Source organism: uncultured Chloroflexus sp. (genome assembly GCF_938091255.1).
Taxonomy (GTDB): domain Bacteria; phylum Chloroflexota; class Chloroflexia; order Chloroflexales; family Chloroflexaceae; genus Chloroflexus.
In genome coordinates, this window is the sequence record NZ_CALLJH010000045.1 from 26,284 (window position 1) to 42,877 (window position 16,594).

Here is a 16,594-nt window from a genome sequence, read left to right on the forward strand (position 1 = left end):
GTACTATACCCCCGATTCGATCAAAACAGCGAGCAAGTTCGCCCATTCGGCCAATGTCACTGTTTCGGCGCGGCGTTGGGGATCAATCCCGGCAGTACGCAGCGCCGCCACCACTTGTTCGCGAGTAATATCGACCCCTAACGCGGCTAACCCGCTCGGCAAGGCATTGCCCAATTGTTTGCGGGCATGGAGGAAACCGGCCTTAATCAAACGGAAGAGGGCATTGACATCAGCGACCGTCACCGCTGGCTGCGGGCGACGTTGCAAGCGCACAATCGCCGAGTCAACGGCGGGCGCGGGGAAAAAGCTACTGGCGGGCACGCGGGCCACAATCGCGGGTTCAGCGTAAAACTGGATCGCATGGGTCAACACGCTATAGTCACCGGGGCCGGCGCAGATACGCTGGGCGACCTCCCATTGTACCAGCAACACACTTAGCTCAGGCGGAACAGTCGCTTCGAGGAAATGGCGCAGCAGCGGCGCTGTAATTGCATAGGGGATATTGGCGACCAGTTTGTAAGGCGGCGCAGCACCAGCGCGATCCAGCAGATCTGCCGGAGCTAGCTCAAGCACATCACCCTGCACCAGAAAGAGATTGGCACGATCGCGGAACTCAGCGGCCAACCGGTCAGCCAAACGGCGATCGAGTTCAACGCAAATCACCCGGCCTGCCCGGGCCAGCAATTCCCACGTCAACACGCCCAAACCCGGCCCCACTTCGATAACGGTATCGGATGGGGTTAGCGCGGCTTCAGCGACGATGGTTGCCAACCCATGGCCATCGAGCAGAAAATTCTGGCCCATGCCACGGGTTGGGCGCAGATTAAGCGCACGCAACGCGGCGCGGATCCGTTGTGGATTGAGATAGGGGTTCACGATTATTCAACCGGCACAAAGATGGTGATGCGCGTGCCCTTGCCGGGTGTCGAATCAATCTCGGCCCGACCGCCGGCTAACCGGGCCCGCTCATCAATATTCAAGAGACCAAAACTACCGCGCTTCTCATAGCTTTTGAGCAAGGCCGCTTTATCAAAGCCAACACCATCATCTTCGATCACCACTTCCAGCATCTTATCTTGCACCTGCCGCAAACGTACCCAAATATGAGCGGCATTAGCGTGCTTAATCGCATTGGTGACTGATTCTTGGATCATGTTAAACAACGCGCCTTCCACTTTTGAACCGAGACGGAGCTGATCAATATCGCTGGCTGCGAGAATGATAGCCGTCTTACCGGCTTTAGCGCGCAACCGATCCAGATATTGCTCTAACGCCACCTTCAAGCCCTGCGTTTCGAGCATTAGCGGGCGCAGCTCAAACAGCATTGTGCGCACCTCATAGTTGGTACGCTTAGCAATCGTGCTCAACTCATCAAGTTCGGCCAACGCTTGAGCCGGATCGCGATCAAGCAGGCGTTTAATATACTCGGCCTTCATCGTAATGACGGCCATCGATTGGGCCGGACCATCGTGCAGATCGCGCGCCAACTGGTGACGCACCTCCTCTTCGCGCGAGAGCAACTTTTCTCGTTCTTCTTTGAGATCGAAAATTAGTTGCGCATTATGCAGCGCAACGATGGCATAATTTGTCAACGCCATTAACATCTCGGTCTGATCCGTTTGCAGCATGTAATCGGTGGCAACTACAAACAGACCATAGGCGCGCATCCCCACTTGGAGGGGAATCAGGGCCGCTGAGACACAATCACGCAGCGCACTGATCTCTTGCAACGACGGAAACTGGGCAAAGGAGGTAATTGTCTGGGCCGTATTGGCGCGCAATGCCACCGCCAAGCCAGCATCCATCTGCAAGGTACGATTCAGATCACCCGGCGCCAGATTGGAGCCAAAGGCGACATACAGCTCATTCGGCTGGCCAGAGGAGAGTAACACCACACCAGCGCGGTAGGGCACAATTTTACGGCTTTCACGCAGCAGCGCATCAAGCACCTGCCGGTAATCGGCGGTCGATCCCAACGCCAGCGCCACTTGGTAGAGCGAGCGCATCTGATCGCGGTAGACATTTGCCTCTTGCAACGCCCGTTCAGCCTCTTGTTGGGCCTGCGCAACGCGATAGCGATTAGTTTCGCTCTGGCGTTCAGCCAGATTCCCCGTCACCCATGGCACGATCGCCAGTGTCAAGCCACGCAACGCCAGCGCCACGTAATCGAGCATAGTCATCAACGCTTCAGGCGCAATCAGCCGGCGCCAGCCGATGAACGCCGCAATATACGCCACGGCGGCCAGTGCGCCCGAAAGGACGCCGATGTGGAGCGGCTGTCGGATGGCAGCATAGGTCAGCGGCACCAAATAGAGCGGAAAAAAGATCACAACCCGCTCGCCACCCAAAAAGGCCATCAACGAAATGAAGGCAATATCAAACAGGTACGACAGGCTCACGAGACCGGCAGCGGGGGGCACAAACGCCAACAAGGTAAAAATTAGCGCAAAGCCGGCATACAGCCAAAAGATCAAATCTAAAGCCTCGAGTGCGCCATTGATCGGCCAAAGACTACCATTAGTCAGGAATTGGGTGACAACACCGAGCAAGATAATCATGACCCAGCGCGCCATCGCATAGAAGCGCTCGCCACCGAGTGGACTCCATGCCGACGTTGTGCGTGGTGATGACGATGATTGCATTGACGATTGCGCCGAACTGGCCATAACAGTATTCGCAAACAGTGAAGCGGCGACACGAACTAGCGCGCCGCCGCCGTGCTGAGATTACAACGACTTCAACGTCTCAAGCGTTGAGCGCACTGCTTTCGCCGAGGCGTTCAGCAGCGCCATCTCTTCCTCGTTGAGCGGCAACTCGATAATCTTCTCGACCCCGCCAGCGCCAAGCACTACCGGCACGCCGAAGTAGATATCGTTCAAACCGTATTGACCGGTCAGATACGCTGCCACCGGCACCACTCGCTTCTTATCCTTCAAAATCGCCTCCACCATCAGCGCCGTCGAAGCAGCTGGAGCATAGTAGGCACTGCCGGTCTTAAGCAGGTTGACAATCTCGCCGCCCCCCTTGCGTGTGCGCTCAACAATCTGAGCCAGCCGGTCAGGCGCAATGAAATGGCTCACCGGAATGCCGCCGATGGTCGAGAAGCGGGGCAAGGGCACCATCTCATCGCCATGGCCGCCCATAAGCATCGCCTGCACATCTTCGACCGAAACACCAACCTCCATGGCAATAAAGGTGCGGTAGCGCGCCGCATCGAGCACACCGGCCTGCCCCATCACCCGCTCTTTGGGGAAACCGCTCACCTCAGCCGCCAGATAGGTCATTGCGTCCAGCGGGTTATTGACCATAATAATGAATGCGTTTGGCGAGAGCTTCGCCGCTTTGCTAACACAATCGCGGGTAATATCAGCGTTAACCTTAATCAGATCCTCGCGGCTCATGCCCGGCTTACGCGGTGCGCCGGAGGTAACGACAATAACGTCGGAATTAGCGGTATCGGCGTAATCGTTCGTGCCGATCACCCGCACATCGTACCCCTCAACCGGCGCTGCCTCATAGAGATCAAGCGCCTTACCCTGTGGCACACCCTCGACAATATCCAATAGCACGATGTCGCCTAACTCTTTGGCAGCCAGCCAGTGCGCCGTAGTTGAACCAACAAACCCTGCCCCGATAATGCTAATTTTCTTGCGCATAACTGTCTCCTCACATCTTCGCGGCGCCAGTTATGGAATGCGACGGAGTGCGTCGTTGCCATCCCTGCGCATTGTAGCATATTGCGAGCTTAGTGCGTGGATGCAACCATTTGTAAATGGTTAAGAACGGACGACAGATCGGGCGGCAAGGGCGCAGTGAATTGCCGCCATTGCCCATCACGCGGGTGAAACAGGCCCAACTCGCCGGCATGCAAAAACTGGCGTGATAGGTACAGATGCGCGCGGCGCGGGCCATAGACCGGATCGCCAACGATCGGATAGCCGAGATGGCGCAAATGCACCCGGATCTGGTGCGTGCGACCGGTTTCGAGTTGCACTTCGAGCAAACTATAATCGCCAAAAGTCGCAATCACCCGATAATGGGTACGCGCCGGGCGGCCATCACTCACCACTGCCATGCGCAGCCGGTCACGCGGATCGCGGCCAATCGGCGCATCAATCGTGCCAGTGACTGGCGGTCGCCCGATTACCAACGCCTGATAGATTTTGCGCATGCGTCGCGCCTGTTGTTGTTCAACCAACGCGCGCAGGGCGTCATCGTGACGGGCAATGACTAACAAGCCAGACGTGTCGCGATCAAGACGATGGACAATGCCGGGGCGTACCTCGCCGCCAATCGCCAAATCGGGGTAGCGGGCCAAGAGGGCGTTCACCAGCGTGCCGCGCGCATGGCCCGGTGCCGGATGCACGACCATGCCGGCTGGTTTGTTGATCACGGCAATATCGGCATCTTCGTACACCACGTCAAGCGGGATCGGTTCGGCCACCAGTTCGGTCGGTACGGGCGGTGGAATGGTGACGTGAATGGCCATCCCGGGGCGCACCGGCTGGCTGGCGCGAGTAGGCCGGCCCGCGCAGAGCACCATGCCCTGCTCGATTAAGCGTTGCACTTGCGCCCGCGACAGATCGGGCAAGGTCGCCGCTAAAAACCGGTCGATCCGCTCACCACTTACCTCGGCAGGAACGATCACCACCCGCTCATCAGAATCGAGCCATTCCAATGTACTGGCGTCATTCATGACGGCGACTCCGAATTGCGATTGCGCGGCTCGGCAGGCAGTGGCATTTCGGGATCATGGCTCAACAACTCGCTGAGCAAACTATCATCAACTGGCTCTGGTTCGACTGGTGCCGGTTCATCGCCAATGAAGATGATGTGAAAGGCCAATGCCGCGACTCCGAGTGAGATCGTGCTATCGGCTAGATTGAACACCGGCCACCAACCAATCTGAATAAAATCAACCACATACCCCTGCCGGATCCGGTCGAAGAGGTTGGAAATCCCGCCGCCGAAGATCAATCCGACCGCAACTGTTACCCACCGCGACTCAGCGGGGAGGATGTGCTGATACGTGTAGGCCAGCAAGATGAGCACCAAGCCAGCGCCAACCGAGAGGACACCGCCTTGGTCGGGGAAGAGGCCAAAGGCAACTCCAGTATTCTCGTGATAGGCGAGCTGCACCCAATCAAAGAGCAGTGGAATCGGGCGATTGGTACGCATCAGCACATCGCTCAACCAAACCTTGCTCAGTTGGTCGAGCAGAAAGATCGGTAGCGCCACCAGAAAGAGCAACATCCAACGGGTGCGCATCGCCATCACTGTGACATCATCGCTTGCCGCACACGGCGGAGAGCGATCTCATCAAGCGCGTATTGCAACATCAAGAGGACCGCACCAACCGTAATCGCACTATCGGCGAGATTAAAGATTGGGAACCAACCGACCTGAATAAAATCGACCACATACCCCAACCGGATCCGATCGATCACATTGCCCAACGCGCCGCCGAGGATTAACCCCATCGCGATCTGCACTAACCGGCGCCGGTTGGGCAATTGCGTCACATAGAGATAGATCGCGCCGGTAATGATCACCAACGCCACGATGGTCAACATATCTGACTTGCCTTGGAATAGGCTAAACGCAATCCCCGTATTATGTGAATACGCCAGCCGGACATCGTCGCCAATCAGCGGAATAAAGCGGGTCATCGTTTCAGGGCCAAGGGTGACGACGATCCAGCGCTTTGACGCTTGATCGAGCGCAACTGCCAGCGCGGCGACGAGCAATGGCGTGATCCAGCGAGCTTGCACCAGTGACTTCACGATTGCATCCCTTCCTCACGAATTCAATCTCGTTTTATCTCATTATAACGTAGGGCGCTGGAAATGGATGGGTAATAACGCTTTGTTAATGTATTCGTACTATGTGTTCTCGTTGTACTTGACAGGAGCTTCCGGCGTGACTCGACGTTCTAACACTCGTTCCCGCGCTGCTAGCGAGGAGTTTGACCCGATCAGTGGCTTGTTAGCAATTGGGGTGATTTTGGGCAGCATCTTGTTATCGCTTCCCTTGTTATGGACGATAACCGTGATGGTTGCTGGGATGACGATTGTCTTCTTTATTAACCGCTGGTTACGCGAACAGCGCATCCAAAAGTTACGCCGCCAGCAGTTGCTTGATCTTTCACCGAGTGAGTTTGAGCAGCGAGTTGCGCTATTGTTGGAAGATCTGGGTTGGAAGCAGGTCACGGTGCGAGGCGGCAGCGGCGATCGCGGTGTAGACATCACCGCCGAGCGCGATGGCTTACGCTTTATCATTCAATGCAAACGCTACACAAAACCGGTCGGCCCCAAATACGTGCGCGATCTGGTCGGCGCGCTGCAAATTCAGCAAGCGGATCGCGCCATCTTAGTGGCAACCAGTGCCTTTACTCGCCAGTCACAGCTCGAAGCACGCGGGCAAGCCGTTGAATTGTGGGACGACCGGATCCTGTTGCAACGCATTGACGAAGCGGAACGGTTGCGAGCAACGCAGCAACCACAGCGCAGCCGCCAAACTGCTCTCTTATTCGCCAGCGCACTGGTTCTAAATCTGGTGCTAGCCGGGGTTGCACTCTTGTTTGATGGCCTACCTGTGAACAATGCCGAAGCACAGATTAGGCAAACCAGCTTCTTTGGCATCACCGCTAATGCGCCATTATCTAACCAGACTGTAGCGGAAGCGGCGTCAGCGACCGCCACCCCACGCCCTACCCGCACCCCGCAACTGGCGGCTACACCACAACCAACGCCGACCCCAACCCTTCCAACCGCCACCGTGTTTAACGGCGGCAATGTGCGGGCTGAGCCAAACTTGAAAGGCACAGTCTTGGACCATATCCATGCCTATGAAACAGTGATCTTGCTTGGGCGAAGCGCCGATGGGATCTGGATCCGAATCATTAACCCCCGCCAGCAAGAGGGCTGGGTGCATCGCACACTCCTGACGCTCGCTCCGGCAATTGAGGCGGAGTTGCCGGTGATTGCGTCGAATTGAGGCCGGGAGGGGAGATAGGGAGGAGGGTAGAGATGCGCCGTATCCGGTATCAGGTAGCTTGTAGCCTTGATGGGTATATTGCCGGCCCGCAAGGCGACACGAGTTGGATTCCGGATGAGCCGGCGATCGAATTCGGCGCATTGTTTGCCGAATTCGAAACCCTCTTGATGGGGCGTAAGACCTTTGCCGGCTTACCACTCGCCGATCCTGAGTATGGCCAGTTGTACGCCAGCAAAGAGCTGGTTGTGGTTTCGACCACGCTCACGGCGGCTGATCATCGAAACGTGACCATCATCAACGAACTGAGCCATCACTCTATTGAACAGTTGCGCCAGCGTCCCGGCAAAGACATTTGGCTGTTTGGCGGCGGCGAGCTGTTTCGCCACTTGTTGGCGTTAGATGTGGTTGATACAATTGAGCTAGCTATCGCGCCGGTGTTATTGGGCAATGGCATCCCATTCTTGCCCGCGCCGGGACCATCACGCCAGCTCACGCTCACGGAGCAACGCCGGTATGAACAATCCGGAATCGTCTGGCTGAGTTACCGGATTGAGCCGGCAGCTCCTCAAGAAAGCCGTTTCTTAGGTTGTTAAAGTACCGGCCCGGTTAACAAACGCTGATATGGAGTGCGGTAGTTTCGACTACCGCACTCCATAAATATCACCACAACGCAAACACCTCGCTGCCCACCACCATCACAAACAGCAAGTTCAACAAAATCCCAACCACGAGACTGATCGCGGCCAACAAGAGCAAGTACATGGTGCGCCGGCGGATGAGGCGACGAAACTCGCCTTGCAACAACGCTTCGAGGGTCTGTTGTTGGGCAGCCAGCACCATTTCAACCGGCGTGCCTTCAGTTTCGGCTTGAGCCAGCGCAGCAGTGGCATCAATCAGCTCACGGCAACGATAGCGGCGGGCAACCTCGGCCAGCGCCGCAAAGGGTCGCATGCGCTGCTCTTCACCGAGTTCGATCGCGGTGGCGACCACTTCGCGCATAGGCGCTTGGCGCGGCGCGGCCTGTGCGCAGTAGCGGCGCAAGAGCGTGCTCGGCGCTTCAAAGCTGCCAAGCGCGACGCGGATGAAGCCTATCAACCCCGGCGTCAACCGGCGCAGCTCTTGCTCCATGCGCTCACGGGCGCGGCGCGGCTGGCGCGGCCACACCAAGCCAAGCGCCAAATAGGCGGCCAGCGCCAAGCCGAGCCAGATCGGGCCGCCACTGAGCGCCGCGCCCGCACAGAGTAATGCCAATGCTGTGCCGCCGGTCTGGCCGATGATCAACCGTTGCCGTTCGTCAAACGATGGTGTGGCAATGGGTTTCCCGCGCAATACCACGCCAAGCGCAGCCAGCAGCGCGCCGCACAACGCGGCCAGCAACGCCGGCGCAGCGGGAGTAGTTAGGACATGAGGCATGTATCGTACTCCTTTCGAACATATCTTCATCTGGTTCCTCAGACTTCACCTCTCGCGCCGTTCCCACAAGCTGGAGATAGGTGGCAAAGCGGGCCATTGTGGAGTGCAGCAGTCAAACTGCCGCACTCCATAGCATTGCTGGCGCTTTGGGTAGCGCACTGTCAACCGCGTGCGGCGGCAAGACTGCCGCACTCCGTAGCATTGCCCGATTTCACCTACCGACAAGACATATGCCATACTCGCTAACCCGCCCTAATACTCCACATCTTCCACCCGCGAGAACCAGATGCCGCCGGCAATGGGGGCCAGCAGGGCCAATCCGACCATCACTGCAAAGACCATCCCCAGCGGGGTGCTGTACGCAATGCGCACTCGTTCCCACTGGGTGGCAATCAAGTAGACAGCCATCAATACACCGGCCCCGCCAACGGCCAAACCGCTATAGCGCATCTGGGCCAGCTCGGTAAGCGCCTCTTCGCGACGACGTTCCGAGGCTTGCAAGGCGGCATAGGCCGCAGCGCAGCGGCGGGCTTGCAGGTCTTGCGGTTGGTCGGCGGCGACAGCAAGGTGGTTGAGCAGGGTCGCATGGCGGGCCGCCGAAGTTTGCCCGGCCAGTGCCGCAATCACTTGGCGCATAGTGGCAATGCTGCCATCGGCCAAAGGCGCACCTTGTTGCCGGATCAGCCACGACCATTCGCTCTGCAACGGGCCAGCAGTCATATCGGCGAGCAACCGCTCGAACGCAGTGCGCAATCCCAAACCGCCGCCGAGCAGGGCACTAAGCCGGCCAATCGCGGGAGTCAGTTCTCGCTCGAGCTGCTGGTTATAGCGCTGAGAGGCTAGTACAAAACCTACCCGTACTGCGAGCGCCGCTGCTGCCGGTGCTGCCGCCAACCCCATCCAGAGGGAACCGATGAAACCAAGCACTGCACTCACAAGGGCTGCTGCGCCGGCAGCTATCAAGAGCGCCGTGGCCGGTTTTAGCAGTGCTGGACGCCACACTAAGGCTGGATCGAGCGCCGCCGGCGATCGCTGCTGGACCAGCCGGGCCAGCCAGCGCGCCAACGGTTGGCGCAAAACGAAGGTTGCGGTCAGTGTGATCAGTGCGGCTAGCAACGCCGGTGCTGCGCGCAGCAGCCACGCTGTTTCGGGATGGGTGAGTGTTTCCATATTGGCTGAACCCTTTCACTTACTCAATCTGTCGGAATCTGCTGGTACCAGCGAGCAGATGTCTGCCGTGTTCACGGGCGATTACTTCAGTTGACAAGGCATGGCGTTGCAATACCCTGCTATGCCTCGCAATGACCGCAGGCACCCTGCGGTTGCATTTACGCTACGCACTTTGCGCCTGCAACGCTGCTTCACGCATACGCAACGCGGCGGCTACCGGCGTCAATGCCGCTGTGCCGACTTCACCGCTAGCAACAAGTGCATTGAGCGCAGCGTAACGCGCGTGCAACAATGCCAACGCCGTCTCATCGCTGAGGCGCGCCGGTTCAAAGTTGGTCAACAAATCGAGCGCATCGCGGGCGCGGCCCTGCGCCAATGCCTGTTCAGCGCGGTTAATGGCCACACCAGCCTCGTGATCGGTGCGCTGGCCGACAGCGATTGCCGCTACCAACACCGGCCAGCCGCCGGCTGGCGCAAACGCGGCGTAACGTTCGAGATCGGAACTCAGCTCGTCGTAAAGCGTCGCTGCCACCGCCCAGCGTCGCGCGGCCAAGGCCGTATTGATCTGCTCATACGCGGCACGGGCCGCCTCAGCCGCTTGTTGTTGTCGCCGTGGATCCATGGCAAGGGACTGACGGGCCGCATGCACCAACCGCTCATCGTTGCGCTCAGCCCATGCCCGCCGCAAGATGGCCAACGCGCGCTCGGACGCACCGGCTTGGCGGGCCAACGCAGCTTGTACCAACGCTTCATCAACTACGGCCCGGCTACTCGCCACGGCGCGGGGCCGCTCGGCTAGCTTGAGCAACGCCAGACGTTGCGCCAGCAGCTCAGGCGTCTGATCAGCGCCACGCCAGACCAACCGATCTCCATCAGCACGGGCCGCACAATGCCAGCGCACCCCATCAGCGGTTGGTTCAACCCATGCCAAGCGGATAAGTCTTGGCCGCAAGCCTGTAGCCGTCTCGTCACAGCCATCGAGCAACGCCACCTCATCAATATAGCGACGACCAGCCGCGCGGCTGAGATGGATCACGACATTGAAGTTGTCACAGATGTCTTCCAGCGCATTAGTGCGCCGGCCTTCGTAGAGGTACGCCCCCGGCATCGCGGCACAGTCAGCCAACCGGCTCAAGGCGCGCAAGGCTGTGCGCGCGTGAATCGTGGTGACCACCGCATGGCCACTGACAGCGACCGCGAGGATAGCGCCAGCTTCAGCGGCGCGTGTCTCACCCGGCGCTACCAGTGAAGGCGTCTGGCGCAAGACTTCCCGCGCCGCTCGCCCAAACGCCAACGGATCGAGGCTAGTCTGCACCAGTTCGCGCGTCCACGCTGCATGGCGAACGTTGATTTCAAGCGTGTTGTCTTCGATTGTAATCACGTGCGGTTCACCCGGCCATGAATTGACAATCGCTTCCAGCAGCGCCGTCTTGCCGCAGCCAGTCTCGCCGGCGATCAGAAACGAACAACGAGCGCGCACCAGCAATTGCAGCAGCGCAAACAAAGGTTCATCACACGCGCCGCGACGCAAAATATCGGCCAGCGTCCACGCAGTGCGACGACCGCGCCGGATACAGATCAGCGCAGTGTCGTCAGGTGTACACGGCGGAATAGTCACGTGCATACGGGTACCGTGCGCAAGCGGCAAAGTATCTTGCGGGCGGCTGCGGTCGAGCGGCACTGCCAGCCGCGACGCCAGCACCAAGGCGCGATCCAGCGCTTGGCGCGGCGAGCTAAAGCGTTCCGGCGCAAGGGTGAAGTCAGCCCCCTCTTCCTGCACCATAATGCGGTCACCGATAATCTTCACCTCTTGGATCCGCTCGTCATCCAGATAGGGTTGGGCTGGTCCCCAACCAATCGTATCGTGAAAGAGGCGGAGCAGGCTGGTATCGTCGGTGGGCAAACCAGCCAACGGCCCGCCGCGTTCGGTCTGGGTACCGATGGCAACCCGTAGCACGCGCAGCACCGCCGGATCACGCTCGGCAGCCGGCGCTACCGGGTCAAGCAGATCGGGTGGCAGCTCGGCGAGCAGAATCTCGCGCGCCGCTTGCAACGCCGTCGCCGCCGGATCGACTGTTGTCTGCTGCGGCATCAAATCGGCCAACCCACCCTCTTCAATCACTGTGAGAGGCCGGTACGCAGGATGCATGTATCTCCTCCATCTATAGTGGTTCGCATTTAGCTACCCAAGCCGGGCGGCTCAGGTCATTCAGGGCGGGCAGGCGACTAGCAATGCCGGTGCCTCCTACCCAAGGCCATCCCTCCCAAAAGTGAAAAGCATACCTAAAAGGGAGCGGCAACACCGACCATGAAGCGCATGAGCGTCGCGTTGGCGACAGTGCGGTTGGCTGATTGCTTGATCGCAGCGATGTTACTGATCCATATTGCGCACGATGACGGCGAGGGCTACGCCCCGCGCAACAATAGGCATACACCTTGCCAAGCCCGCCACTCCAGCGTTACGACAGCGCTGGCGCAGCAGCGCGCTGGCCTAACACCTGTTCGCTCAACCGTACCCACCAACCAACCCGCGGCAACGGCAGGCGCGGCTTCAAGCCGGCATGCGCGCACAGCGACTCAACCACCTGATGGGTAGCGCGGGCAAACCGGCTTTGCGGGCCAAGATCGAGCATCGAAACGTAGCCATCATGTTCATCGGCAAGACTGGCGAGGCGCGGTTCGCGCGGCAAAACGCCGAGATTGCCCACCCGCGGGTAACGGCGGGCAAAGAGATCAGCCACCATGCTGATCGTCACCGTTACCCCGCGCTCCGGCTCCATAAAGAGCAGTGAGCAACGTTCGAGCCGCTCTGGGGCCAATTCGGTAAAGTGTTCGAGCATGTGACCGACACCCATGCGTTCACGAGCGCCGGGCGGGGTGGGCAAGATAACGCTGCCACCGGCTTGCAAAACGTGGGTAGCATAAGGCCGACGTAGATAGTCAGGCGGGGTATCAATCAACACCACATCGTACCCTTCCAGCGCCACAATCCCCTGATACAGCCCTTGCCAATCGGGCAGGCGTAGATCATTCTCGGCCCGCGCCACCGCATGCGAACCGATCAGCAAGTCGATCCGCCCCCACCCTTGCTGATTGGCACGAGTATGTTCAGGCTGAAAGATGAAAGGCTGAATACCAGTCGGATTCCAATATGACGGCCCGCGCTGCACAAGATGAAGGTAGGACGGAGCGCTAGCCGGGATGCGAAACGCCGGCACCAAGCCGGGGTTTGAGATATCGCTATCCCACACTAGCACATCAAGCCCGCGCCGGCGCAGTCCTTCAGCCAACACACAGGTCGCGAAGGTCTTGCCAATACCACCTTTTGCAGCGCCAATCGCAATCACCGGCAGGCGCTGCGCGCCACCCCCGCGCCGCCGGCCAATCTGCGCACCAATCCAATCGGCCAGCGTCGCAGGATTACGTTCAGCGGTCGCCGGTAAACCGGCAGCCAACGCATCGGGCAACGCTGCCCGCGCTGGGCCGGCCAACCCCAGCATCACCCGTGTCCCCACCTGTTGGGCGCGAGCGGCCAAATCCCACAGATCGGCCAGCGGTGTCCCGCGACTATCGTCAAGGAAGATGGCATCTGGCGGTCGTGAACCGGCCAGCAACCGTTGCACCTGATCGATCCGTGATGGCGCTAATACCGCTACGTCACGCAATTGCTCAACTTCAGCCTGCAAACCATCGATCGCGCTAAAGATGATAAGTTCCATAGGGGTTGCTCCTTTTGAGAATTGATAAACCACCATCGTTGTGGGTGGTTGGTCACAGCGGCGCTATGCTGCTACAACCGTCCCGCTCCCCATCCGGCATTGACGTAGCCGGCGCGCGCTAACCGTTCGCTGGCGCGGTCGTAACGGAGGAGCGGGTTAGTCGGGAAGGGATCGCCACTCTGGCCTTGTGCCCCTTGCGGCAAGACCTCTTCAATGGCCAACACACCACGCTTCCCGTTGGGAGCACGCCCAATTAACACTACCAACAGATTCACCACATCAGAGGTAATCAGACCGCGCACGATCTGCGCTGCCGCCTGCCCGGCGCCGGTCGTCTCGTGGGCCAAGCCGATCAGCGCCATCCGCTCTAGATTGCGCAACGCGCCCTGCACGGTCGCCGCATGGATGGTGCCCAAGCCGGGGTGGCCAGTCGCGGCGGCTTGTAACATCGCCATTGCTTCGCCGCCGCGCACCTCACCAACGATGATGTAGTTGGGCTTTTGGCGCAAGGCAAACGTCACCGCCCGGCTAAAACCGCCCGTTTCAGCCGGCGCTTCAATGTGCAAGCTGTTCGCGCTTCGCGGCAACTCGCCGCCATCTTCAATTACCACCAGCCGCATCCGCGCCCCGATCGCTTGGCTGAGCGCCGCCGCCAGCGTTGTTTTGCCGCTGCCAGTTGCCCCTGCGATCAATAGCGAAGCACCGCCGTTCAGTGCTGCTAGCAACAAATCGCTCGCCTCACGGCTGATCACATTGCTCTGCACCAGATCATCGAGCGTTGCCCAGCGTTCGGGCAACAGCCGGATCGAAAGGCTTGGACCGGCTGGGGAGGCCCGCTGATTCGTGATTGCATAGCGCAAACCATCCACCACGCCTTGGGCAAACGCTGGCACCTCAACAGCGCCGCCATGGCAGCGTTGCACCAGTTGGCGTTGCGTCCACTCAATCCACGCCGGATGGACTATCACGCCGGTGTTGACCATCATGCCGCGTTGGACAACAAAGAAAGGCGAATCGGGCGGGCCGTTGAAGAGAATGTCCGAGACCGCATGCTCCGGATCGCGCCAGATTTCGAGCGGGCCGTACCATGCCACCTCATGCCACTGGATCGCGCCATCAAAACCGAGCCGCGCGAAGGCTTCTGCCGGCGGCAGATGCCAGCAATCGCGTAAACGCCCGCTGCGCAGCAGCATGCGCAACTCGTCGACGATCGCGGCACCAGAGGTTGGCAAAGAAGCCGGCGTGTGCGTCAAGGTATCCCAACCGCTCTGCATCAGTGAACCTCCTTCCGTGATCCTTGTCGGTTGCGGCAGCCGAGCTGCCGCAGTCCATAGCCATGGCACTCGCGTGCGCCCACACCAGCACCTACTTATCGGCTTCAGCGGGCATAACCGGCGCAGTCAACTCGCTCACCGTAAACTGGCCAATGTCAAGCCGCTCAAGCACGGGTAAGATCGGCGCATCGCTGCTGTAACGTTCGCCCCACAGCGGCAGGCCAGCGGCTTGCAAGGCCCAAATCGCATGCGATTGGTACGGGGTCAGTTCGAGGTAGGCCACCTGCGCTTCGGCATCGACATAGAGCACGCGCGCGCCGCTGAGCAGTCGGCAAGCATACGGACGCAACGGCAAAGGAGATGCCGGCGGCTGCACCGTTGGCACGCGGCCCTCGGCGGCGCTGCGCGCTTGATCGCACACATCGGGCGAACCGTTGGGATCATTGAAACCGATATTGAGCCGATCGTGATGGGTCAGCGGGCCAATGGTTTCAGTGCTAAACGGCACTGGCACCATCCCCGGCGTCAAGGCCTCGCCATTCGGATAGACCGGCTGAGCCGGCGGACGCTCCGTGATCATCGACGGTTGCAACAGATCATTGGCGGCGAGATTGCGAGTCGCATACTGGCCAACCGCAAGCGATGGCGCACTGATCCCCGCCAGTTGGGCCGGACGATGGCGCGGCAACAGCACTACCGCCAGATCGTCGGCGCTTAGCCGCTGGCCGTAGGGCACATTGCGCGCCAGAATGACAACCGGCTCGCTACTTCCAGCTTCTAGAAAGGCCAGCACGGTGAACACAGCGGTGATAATCAAACCGAGACCGATCAAGATCGCCGGGAGCGGATTGGCACGGCGACGGGCGAGCGCCTGATTGAGCGTGCCAAGAGCGGACATACGAGTTCTCCTTTCGATACGAGCTTACGGTTGGCCCAAACGATCGATGGTGTCAGCCGCGCGGATGCGAGGACGCACTTCGCCCAAACCGAATAATCCGCGCAGAGTTGGTTGCAATTCGGCGCAAAGCAGTGGCGTTGCACTAGCTACGCCAGCGCATGCCCCGCCTTGCGGTAAGACTGTCCAGCGCGCAGTAGCTGCCAGCGAAACCGGATCAATCCCGGTCAATTGCGTCGCTTGCATGTTGGCGAGCAGAAATTGATGCGCTACTTTGACAATATCCGCGCACTGACTAGGAGCGTGAATGGTCACCGCTTGGCAGGTTCGGTTGCCACGCAGGGCCTGCCCATTGCGCGCTAAAGCGGCATACTCGATCTGCTGCACCGCCGAGCGGGTAGCCTGCTGGAGTGCATCTTCCATCACCGCCACCGCCAGCCAGAGATTGGCAAACTCGATCACCACCATCACAAAGAGCACCAACACCGGCAACATCAATGCCAGTAGCGGCAATGCTTGACCCAAACGGCGACAGTGCATGCGGGCCTCCTACTGCTGATCACGTTCGGCTGCGCGAGTGGCGCGAGCGCGTACCACGATCTCGTCGCCGAAGGGCAACAGGGCGACCGGCATCCATAGCGCGGCGCGATACCGAACCTCGACCGTAATCGGGTCATACCGGCGGCACGGCTGGCGCGGGCACGAGATCACCACTTCACTCGCGGTCGGCTCAATCCCAAGGCTGCCGGCCAAGGCTTGACGAGCCGCCGTTTCGGTAACGGTGCGATTGCCGCCAGTGAGTGCGGCCTGATGCGCCGCTGCACGCGCCGCTTGGCTAACGGCATAGTGGGTAAGCAGTATCTGACCGATCGAGAAGAGACCGACGACCAAGGTCAATAAGATCGGCAAGGCTAGCGCCATCTCGATGAGGGTTTGGCCGCGCCGGTGAGCTTGTCGCATCGCGCAAATCCTTTCGCTACATCTTGCCTAGACCGAACATGACGAACGAAGCGGTTGGGTTGATTGCACGACCCTCCTTTCCTCACATCAAAGCTTGTAAGCATGCAGCGTGATCATCACCATTGGGTGGTGAACGGTTACGTAAGCGTTTCGTTTTCATCGTGTGG

The 16,594-nt window shown here is 59.6% G+C and carries 16 protein-coding genes; 2 read left to right on the forward strand and 14 right to left on the reverse strand.

Annotated features, from left to right (window positions below):
• Positions 1-3: 3 nt before the first annotated feature.
• The 6 genes from rsmA to lspA (Q1A00_RS14985) form a co-directional block, all read right to left on the reverse strand.
• Positions 4-876 carry a 16S rRNA (adenine(1518)-N(6)/adenine(1519)-N(6))-dimethyltransferase RsmA gene (gene rsmA, locus Q1A00_RS14960; protein WP_298402937.1) on the reverse strand — a complete coding sequence of 291 codons (873 nt, stop codon included), beginning with the start codon at positions 874-876 and terminating at the stop codon, positions 4-6.
• A 2-nt stretch (positions 877-878) separates the two neighbouring features.
• Entirely contained in the window at positions 879-2,666 is a 1,788-nt protein-coding gene (locus Q1A00_RS14965; protein ID WP_298402936.1) for an ATP-binding protein, read from the reverse strand.
• Positions 2,667-2,726: 60 nt separating this feature from the next.
• On the reverse strand, positions 2,727-3,656 hold the full coding sequence (mdh, locus tag Q1A00_RS14970; protein WP_298402935.1) for a malate dehydrogenase: 930 nt from the start codon (positions 3,654-3,656) through the stop codon (positions 2,727-2,729).
• A gap of 89 nt (positions 3,657-3,745) precedes the next feature.
• Positions 3,746-4,696: an RluA family pseudouridine synthase gene (locus Q1A00_RS14975; RefSeq protein WP_298490139.1), complete on the reverse strand. Its 951-nt coding sequence runs from the start codon at positions 4,694-4,696 to the stop codon at positions 3,746-3,748.
• Positions 4,693-5,274 carry a signal peptidase II gene (gene lspA / locus Q1A00_RS14980; RefSeq protein ID WP_298402933.1) on the reverse strand — a complete coding sequence of 194 codons (582 nt, stop codon included), beginning with the start codon at positions 5,272-5,274 and terminating at the stop codon, positions 4,693-4,695. Before lspA (Q1A00_RS14980) ends, Q1A00_RS14975 begins: the two co-directional genes overlap by 4 nt.
• Positions 5,274-5,783 carry a signal peptidase II gene (lspA, locus tag Q1A00_RS14985; RefSeq protein ID WP_298402931.1) on the reverse strand — a complete coding sequence of 170 codons (510 nt, stop codon included), beginning with the start codon at positions 5,781-5,783 and terminating at the stop codon, positions 5,274-5,276. The genes lspA (Q1A00_RS14980) and lspA (Q1A00_RS14985) overlap by 1 nt, the downstream gene beginning before the upstream one ends.
• Before the next feature lie 136 nt (positions 5,784-5,919).
• Between lspA (Q1A00_RS14985) and Q1A00_RS14990 the strand changes: the two genes are divergently transcribed.
• Both Q1A00_RS14990 and Q1A00_RS14995 read left to right on the forward strand, forming a co-directional pair.
• Positions 5,920-6,996: a DUF2034 domain-containing protein gene (locus Q1A00_RS14990; RefSeq protein ID WP_299757576.1), complete on the forward strand. Its 1,077-nt coding sequence runs from the start codon at positions 5,920-5,922 to the stop codon at positions 6,994-6,996.
• A 32-nt stretch (positions 6,997-7,028) separates the two neighbouring features.
• On the forward strand, positions 7,029-7,589 hold the full coding sequence (locus Q1A00_RS14995; RefSeq protein WP_298402929.1) for a dihydrofolate reductase family protein: 561 nt from the start codon (positions 7,029-7,031) through the stop codon (positions 7,587-7,589).
• Positions 7,590-7,656: 67 nt separating this feature from the next.
• On the opposite strand, the gene Q1A00_RS15000 is transcribed toward Q1A00_RS14995, so the two are convergent.
• The 8 genes from Q1A00_RS15000 to Q1A00_RS15035 form a co-directional block, all read right to left on the reverse strand.
• Entirely contained in the window at positions 7,657-8,409 is a 753-nt protein-coding gene (locus Q1A00_RS15000) for a hypothetical protein (RefSeq protein ID WP_298402927.1), read from the reverse strand.
• A 252-nt stretch (positions 8,410-8,661) separates the two neighbouring features.
• Positions 8,662-9,579, reverse strand: a complete 918-nt coding sequence (locus Q1A00_RS15005; RefSeq protein WP_298402925.1) for a hypothetical protein — start codon at positions 9,577-9,579, stop codon at positions 8,662-8,664.
• Between the two features lie 163 nt (positions 9,580-9,742).
• Entirely contained in the window at positions 9,743-11,728 is a 1,986-nt protein-coding gene (locus Q1A00_RS15010) for an ATPase, T2SS/T4P/T4SS family (RefSeq protein WP_298402923.1), read from the reverse strand.
• 310 nt (positions 11,729-12,038) lie between these two features.
• Positions 12,039-13,298, reverse strand: a complete 1,260-nt coding sequence (locus tag Q1A00_RS15015) for a ParA family protein (RefSeq protein ID WP_298402921.1) — start codon at positions 13,296-13,298, stop codon at positions 12,039-12,041.
• A 71-nt stretch (positions 13,299-13,369) separates the two neighbouring features.
• Complete coding sequence (locus tag Q1A00_RS15020) at positions 13,370-14,572, reverse strand: CpaF/VirB11 family protein (RefSeq protein WP_298402919.1); 1,203 nt, start codon at positions 14,570-14,572, stop codon at positions 13,370-13,372.
• Between the two features lie 91 nt (positions 14,573-14,663).
• Positions 14,664-15,470: an SAF domain-containing protein gene (locus tag Q1A00_RS15025; RefSeq protein ID WP_298402917.1), complete on the reverse strand. Its 807-nt coding sequence runs from the start codon at positions 15,468-15,470 to the stop codon at positions 14,664-14,666.
• A gap of 24 nt (positions 15,471-15,494) precedes the next feature.
• Complete coding sequence (locus Q1A00_RS15030) at positions 15,495-16,007, reverse strand: TadE/TadG family type IV pilus assembly protein (RefSeq protein ID WP_298402915.1); 513 nt, start codon at positions 16,005-16,007, stop codon at positions 15,495-15,497.
• Between the two features lie 9 nt (positions 16,008-16,016).
• On the reverse strand, positions 16,017-16,427 hold the full coding sequence (locus tag Q1A00_RS15035; protein WP_298402913.1) for a TadE/TadG family type IV pilus assembly protein: 411 nt from the start codon (positions 16,425-16,427) through the stop codon (positions 16,017-16,019).
• Positions 16,428-16,594 lie beyond the last annotated feature (167 nt).